The 6,321-nt window shown below is 59.1% G+C and carries 5 protein-coding genes; 2 read left to right on the top strand and 3 right to left on the bottom strand.

Features of this window, described 5'->3' with window-relative positions:
* Together ABSG47_RS19910 and ABSG47_RS19905 are read right to left on the bottom strand one after the other, a co-directional pair.
* The coding region (locus ABSG47_RS19910; RefSeq protein ID WP_424171987.1) for a VWA domain-containing protein at positions 1-1,295 on the bottom strand (1,295 nt) is incomplete at its 3' end.
* Positions 1,296-1,710: 415 nt separating this feature from the next.
* Positions 1,711-2,460, bottom strand: a complete 750-nt coding sequence (locus ABSG47_RS19905; RefSeq protein WP_424171990.1) for a Bax inhibitor-1/YccA family protein — start codon at positions 2,458-2,460, stop codon at positions 1,711-1,713.
* Positions 2,461-2,550: 90 nt separating this feature from the next.
* Here ABSG47_RS19905 and ABSG47_RS19900 point away from each other — a divergent pair, with 90 nt between their 5' ends.
* Positions 2,551-4,932 (top strand): exo-beta-N-acetylmuramidase NamZ domain-containing protein, encoded by a 2,382-nt coding sequence (locus tag ABSG47_RS19900; protein WP_424171984.1) that lies wholly within the window; start codon positions 2,551-2,553, stop codon positions 4,930-4,932.
* 55 nt (positions 4,933-4,987) lie between these two features.
* Here ABSG47_RS19900 and ABSG47_RS19895 read toward each other — a convergent pair whose 3' ends face one another.
* The gene (locus tag ABSG47_RS19895; protein WP_424171982.1) at positions 4,988-5,779 is read right to left on the bottom strand and encodes a GntR family transcriptional regulator; all 792 of its coding nucleotides are present in this window, start codon (positions 5,777-5,779) and stop codon (positions 4,988-4,990) included.
* A 216-nt stretch (positions 5,780-5,995) separates the two neighbouring features.
* Between ABSG47_RS19895 and ABSG47_RS19890 the strand changes: the two genes are divergently transcribed.
* Positions 5,996-6,321 (top strand): carboxypeptidase-like regulatory domain-containing protein (locus ABSG47_RS19890; protein ID WP_424171980.1); only part of this gene is annotated, 326 nt, incomplete at its 3' end.

Below are 6,321 nucleotides of genomic sequence, written 5' to 3'. Positions count from 1 at the left end.
TCCTCCACCATCTGCTCCAGAGGACGCTTCACGTTCACCTGTGCATCGATATAAATCCCACCCGTATCCACCGCCAGGCCCGCCATTGGGCTTTTCGCCTGAAACATCGCGTAATCGCCGCTCTGCCGGTGCCAGTCCGTCATCACCGCAATATCCTGCGACACGCCCCAGACCGCTCCCTGTGCGCTGGGCGTGCCGGAGATCGGTCCGGACCCCTGCTGCTGCATGGGTGTGAATGTGGCGTTCGGCGTACCCGGCGGCGTGTACTGGCCAGCCACGTTGATCGGCGCGTTATTGAAACTCATATTGTTGATTCCCATTGCGGTGTCCATCTGGTACTGCGCGCCCACATCCAGCGCATCCAGATCGATCGTGTAAATCGTGATTCCAGACCGGCTCGCCGCAGCCTCAATCGTCTTCAGAAACGCCTTCTGCGCCGTATCCATCTGCCGGTTGCTTGTAAAGTAAACCAGCGCCTTCCGCTCATTCAGCTTCTCCTGCGACTTCACAATCGCCAGCATGGCCGCCAGCGCCACCGGCACATGCTGCTCATGCGCAATCGTATGCGTATCCTGCAGCGCCTTCACCTGCGTCTCAGCCAGCGCGCGCTGCTCCGCTGAAACGTGAGCGCCGGTTGTGTCCGCACCCGTCCGCGCAATCGCAATCAGGGTCTTCTCCGCCGCCGCGGCCTGCTTCACGCGCGCATCTTCCGCCGAATCCACAACCATGCCGACAGAAAGGTTGTAGTCGGAATGATTTGAGATCATGCGGCTCGCCGTCACTTCCGTAATCGCGTCTTCCGCTGTCTTGCGATGGTCGGTAAATCCCTGAATCAGCCGCAAACGGCTTCCCAGGTCAAACACCGCAACCGACGTATTCTTCTCCGGCAGCGCCTTCAGAAACCTCTGGCCCAGCGCCTGCGCGGTTCTCGCCAGCGCATCGCCAAAGCGGTCAAAGACAAACGTAATCGCATAGCCGTGCGCCGATTCGCCCTTCACCAGGTGCAATCCGCTCAGCTTTACCGGCGTGCCGTTATCCGTAACGGTCACATCTTCAGCCTTGATATCCAGCACCGGATTGTTCTTCTTGTCGTGCGCCACAAAGTCCAGCAAGACTTCATTCACTGTCGTCGACAGCGTCGGCGTCTGAGCCGCATCCGGCGCAGGGGCGGGAGCAGGCGGCGGTGTGGCTGGCGCCTGCGCCATCGCAAGAGAACCAATTGCAAAAAAACTGGTCGCAAGGACACACACTGCAAGGCAACGCGCGGGAATAAGGCCGTTTACACAAATCTTCATTGTCATCTCAGTCGTCATCGTCCAGAAATTGTTGGGCAGAGAGAGAAGTACCCTAACATCAACCAGCGTGGAATGGCCAGTACGCACTTTGGCTCTGTTTTTCGCTTGCATGGCATTGTAGCGATTCCGCGCTACTTGAGGCGATGAATTTTTTCGCGCGTCGCTGCCATAACCTGATTTCAATTCCCGCAAACGCGTTTAGCAAGGATGCAAACCAGCAATCGGCTCTGGTATAAGAGATTCGCCCGGCGCCCTAGTCTGCGTTGAGCCATAAGCTCCATGAAAAAAGAAAACCCCGGCATGTTTTGCCGGGGCTTTCACAATTGCTTGTCATCCTGAACATGACAAGGCACCTGGGATTGCGCTCCCGTTCGTTCTTCCAACATCGAGCTAAAAGCTAGATCCTGCTTCGTCCCTATCGCCGGCTATTGATCTTCGACAGCAGCCGCAGAATCTCCAGGTACAGCCAAACCAGCGTTACCAGCAGCGAAAAACCGCCATACCACTCCATGTATTTCGGCGCGCCGGCATTCACGCCCTGCTCGATGTAGGCGAAATCCAGCACCAGGTTCAGCGCCGCAATAATCACCACAAAGACGCTGATGCCGATGCTGAGCGGCCCCGATCCGTTGATGGCCAGAAACTGCACATGAAACAAGCCCATGATCATCTGGAACATGTAGAAGAGCGCAATCCCGCCCGTCGCCGCCATCACGCCAATCTGAAACTTGCGCGTTGCGCGAATCAGACCCGAGCTATACGCCAGCAGCAGCGCCAGCAGCGTTCCAAAGGTCAGGCAGACCGCCTGAAATGCAATGCCCGGATAGCGCAGCTCAAATACCGCCGAAATGCCGCCCAGAAACAATCCCTCGCACAGCGCATACAGCGGCGCTGTTACCGGCGCCCAGGTTTTCTTGAAGATCGTCGCCAGCGCGAAGATCAGGCCGCCAAAGACGCCCAGCATCAGATACGGCGCCACCGCGGACATATCGTGCGTCTGCGTAAACAGGTGCCATGTCCACGAGGCCGTGGCCATCACGCACAGCAGCAGAATCCCCGTCTTATTGACCGTTCCGCTCAATGTCATGCGCGCCGAGGCATCAATCGCGCCGCCATATTGCGCCTGAAACGCATTCCCGCCAAAGGCCGGGTTGGAAGTTCTCATCAGAGGCACAGAAGTTCACTCCTTCTTTCGGAAAAAGCTGCCGCAAAGCAGCCAATCTTCCCTATGCTTATATTCTAAATCTCAACGATCATGAGCCGCTTGCTTCGCAACATTCCCCGAACCGTCGCCCTCGCCGCAATCCTCCTGCCGTCCCTCTTCGCACAGACTGCACCGGCTCCGCCAATGCGCGGCTTCACCTCTATCGACGCCCTCATGCAGGATGCCGTCGCCAAAGGCGCCATCCCCGGCGCAGTCGTCCTCATCGGCCACAACGGCCACGTCGTCTATCGCAAGGCCTTCGGCTCGCGCTCGCTTGAACCCGCCCGCGAGCCTATGACCGTCAACACCATCTTCGATCTCGCTTCGCTCACCAAGTGCATCGCCACCACCTCCGCCGTCATGGAGCTCGTGCAGCAAGGCCGCATCCGGCTCAACGCCACAGTCGCCAGCTACCTCCCGGAGTTCGCGCAGAACGGCAAGGAAGACATCACGGTCCGCGAGCTCATGACGCATTACTCCGGCCTCGCGCCCGACCTCGACCTCAAAACCGCATGGCAGGGCCGCGACACCGCATACCGGATGGCCATGCAGTCCAGGCCCGCTAACCCTCCCGGCACGCGATTCGTCTACAGCGACATCAACTTCGAGACTCTCGGCTACCTCGTCGAAAAAATCTCCGGCCTCTCGCTCAACGACTACACCGCTCGCTACGTCTTCTCCCCGCTCGGCATGAAAGAGACCCGCTTCCTGCCGCCGTCGTCATGGATTCCCCGCATTGCGCCCACGCAATATGACGAGCAGAACCACATGCTGCGCGGCGTCGTGCATGATCCCACCGCCCGCCGCATGGGCGGAGTCGCAGGACATGCCGGCCTCTTCTCTACCGCGGACGATCTCTCGCTCTTTGCCGAAGAGCTGCTCCACGGCACGCGCATTCTCAACCGAGCCATCATTGAAAAAATGTCCACGCCGCAGAATCCCGCCACGGGCCCAGCGCTGCGCGGCCTCGGCTGGGACATCGATTCACCCTTCTCCACCAATCGCGGCGAGCTGCTCCCCGTCGGCTCCTACGGCCACACCGGCTTTACCGGCACATCGCTCTGGATTGACCCCACGACCGACACCTACATCATTCTTCTCGCTAATGGCGTCCATCCGCGCGGCGGCCATCCCGTCACCGATCTACGCGGCCGCCTTGCCACCGCCGTTGTGGATGCACTCAACCTCACCGTTGCGCAGGCCGAGAATTATCGTCTCTCGCGCAACACCGGCTACAACGAATCCATCATGGCCGCGCATCGGCTCTTCATCCGCAACGGCGATGTGAAGGTCGGCATCGATGTGCTCGAAGATCACAACTTCAGCGATCTTCATCCTGACGCCGCACATCCCATCCGCATCGGCCTCATCACCAACCACACCGGCATCGACGCCCGCGGCCAGCGCACCGCAGATGTGCTTGCCCACGCACCCGGCCTCGCACTCGCCGCATTCTTCACGCCGGAACACGGCATCGCCGGCAAGCTCGACACTACGCAGATCGCCAACTCGCGCGATGAAGCCACCGGCGCAATCGTCTACTCCGTTTACGGCGACACCGACGCAAAGCGCCGCCCCACATCCGATGAACTCGCCACCATTGACGCACTCGTCTACGACATTCAGGACATCGGCGTGCCCTTCTACACTTATGAGTCCACGCTCGGCTACTTTCTTGAAGCCGCAGCCAAAGCCAACAAACCCATATACGTCCTCGACCGCCCCAACCCCATCGGCGGCGCATACATCCAGGGCCCCGTCGCAGATGCAGGCCACGAATCCTTCGTCGGCTACTCGCAAACCCCCATCCGCCACGGCATGACCATCGGCGAGCTCGCGCGCCTCTTCAACAGCGAGCGCAACATCAACGCAAAGCTCACCGTCATCCCCATGCAAGGCTGGCAGCGCGGCGACTGGTTCGACTCCACAGGCCGCACCTGGATCAATCCTTCACCCAACATGCGCAGCCTCACCGAAGCCTCGCTCTACCCCGGCATCGGCATGATCGAAGGCACCAACATCTCCGTAGGCCGCGGCACAGACACACCCTTCGAGCTTATCGGCGCGCCGTGGATTGATGCATCGGCGCTCGCCCGTTATCTCAACGCCCGCGAGATCCCCGGCATCCGCTTCGTTCCCATCCAGTTCACGCCCAACGATTCGAAATATGCCAATCAGCTCTGCAACGGCGTTAACATCGTCATCACGGATCGCTATTCTCTCGACGCGCCGGAGCTAGGCATCGAGATCGCCTCCGCACTCCAGCATCTCTATCCCAACGACTACAAAATCGCCGCTCTCGATACGCTAATGCGCAGCAAATCCACCCTCAACGCCATCACCAATGGCGCCGACCCTCGCCGCATAGCAATGGACTGGGACGACGCGCTAAACGCCTTCCAGACCACCCGCGCCAAATACCTGCTTTATTAAACGCAACGACAATTGCTTGCCATCTAAAGCAAGCGCCTCCTGCGGAGGGCAAGACTCACATCCCCACCGGTCGGCTCATCACTGCCCGCTTGGTCCGCATCAGCCGGTTCACAATCTTGTACCGGTCTCCCCGGTACGTCGATTTCACATGCTCCACCGGCCTGCCATCCTCGGCAAACGAGATGCGCGTAAACAGAAACACCGGGCTCTGCCGCGGAACCTTCAGCAAACGCGCCTCTTCCGCATTCGCCTTGCCCACCTCGATCACTTCCTCCGTAATCGTCAACTGAATCCCATACTGGCTCGCCAGCTTCTCATACAGTGAAGTATCCGGATCGAAGGTCTCCAGCAGGTCCGGGCACAAATTCACAGCCAGGCAGCTGCACTCAATACCAATCGGCAACGAGTCCTCATACCGCACGCGGTGCAGCCTGAAAATCTTCTCTTTATTACCCAGCCCCAGCGCGCCTCGCGTCTCCTGCGTCGGCTCCCGCATCTTGAACGAGATCAGCCTCGAATGCGGCGTCGCTCCATGCGCCCGCGCCTCTTCGCTGAAGCTCAGCACATGCCGGAACTCCTTCTCCAGCTTTACGTCTGAGATGAAGGTGCCCTTGCCCTGGCGGCTGTAAATCAGCCCCAGCTCGCTCAGCGACTTCACCGCCTGCCGAACCGTCATCTGGCTCACGCCCATCTGCGCCGCAATTTTCTGGATCGAAGGCAGCGGCTCCGACGGCTTGTACACACCCGATTGAATCTGGTGCGCCAGCCACTGCTGGATCTGCTGATACAGCGGCAGCCCATTCCCGCGGTGCAATGGAAGCGATTGCGTTGATCGTGCGGCGGTCATTTGCTTACCTGATATATCACGATTCGGAGCCAAGTCAAATGCCTTTCTCCCACGGAACGCAAGACAAAGTGGAATTTCTTACGAAATCTTCATTGACTCCGCAATCGCATTCAGTATACCGTTTCGTCATTCGGTCATCTAGATGAATTCTCCAAACGCAGAGAACGACACGCCGAAGCGGTAAGAGCACAAGTCAACACATTTACGGGAGAAGCCATGAAAAGATTGCTCATGAGATGGATGCTTTGTTGCATCCTGTCTGTCGCAAGTCTTGCATTCAGTCAGAGCGCAAACACCTCGCTTCGCGGAGTGATTACAGACTCCAGCGGCGCCCTTGTTCCAGGCGCATCCATCACGCTCTCCAATTCCGCCACCGGCAGCAGCTACAAGGCGGTCGCTGACGCAGCCGGTTATTACATCTTTCCCATCGTCCCCCCGGCGCGTTACGTAATCACGCTCAGCTCCACCGGCTTTGCCGCTCAGACGCGCACAGCCGATCTGCTCGTCGATCAGCCGGCCACCATCAACTTCACACTCAGCGT

Origin of the sequence: Occallatibacter sp., from assembly GCF_049510455.1 — a bacterium.
Taxonomy (GTDB): domain Bacteria; phylum Acidobacteriota; class Terriglobia; order Terriglobales; family Acidobacteriaceae; genus Telmatobacter.
This window is presented reverse-complemented; position numbering and strand designations above follow the sequence as displayed.

Coding starts and splice junctions, on each gene's coding strand:
- ABSG47_RS19905 (WP_424171990.1), bottom strand. CDS start 2,460: ATGAGAACTTCCAACCCGGCCTTTGGCGGGAATGCGTTTCAGGCGCAA.
- ABSG47_RS19900 (WP_424171984.1), top strand. CDS start 2,551: ATGAGCCGCTTGCTTCGCAACATTCCCCGAACCGTCGCCCTCGCCGCA.
- ABSG47_RS19895 (WP_424171982.1), bottom strand. CDS start 5,779: ATGACCGCCGCACGATCAACGCAATCGCTTCCATTGCACCGCGGGAAT.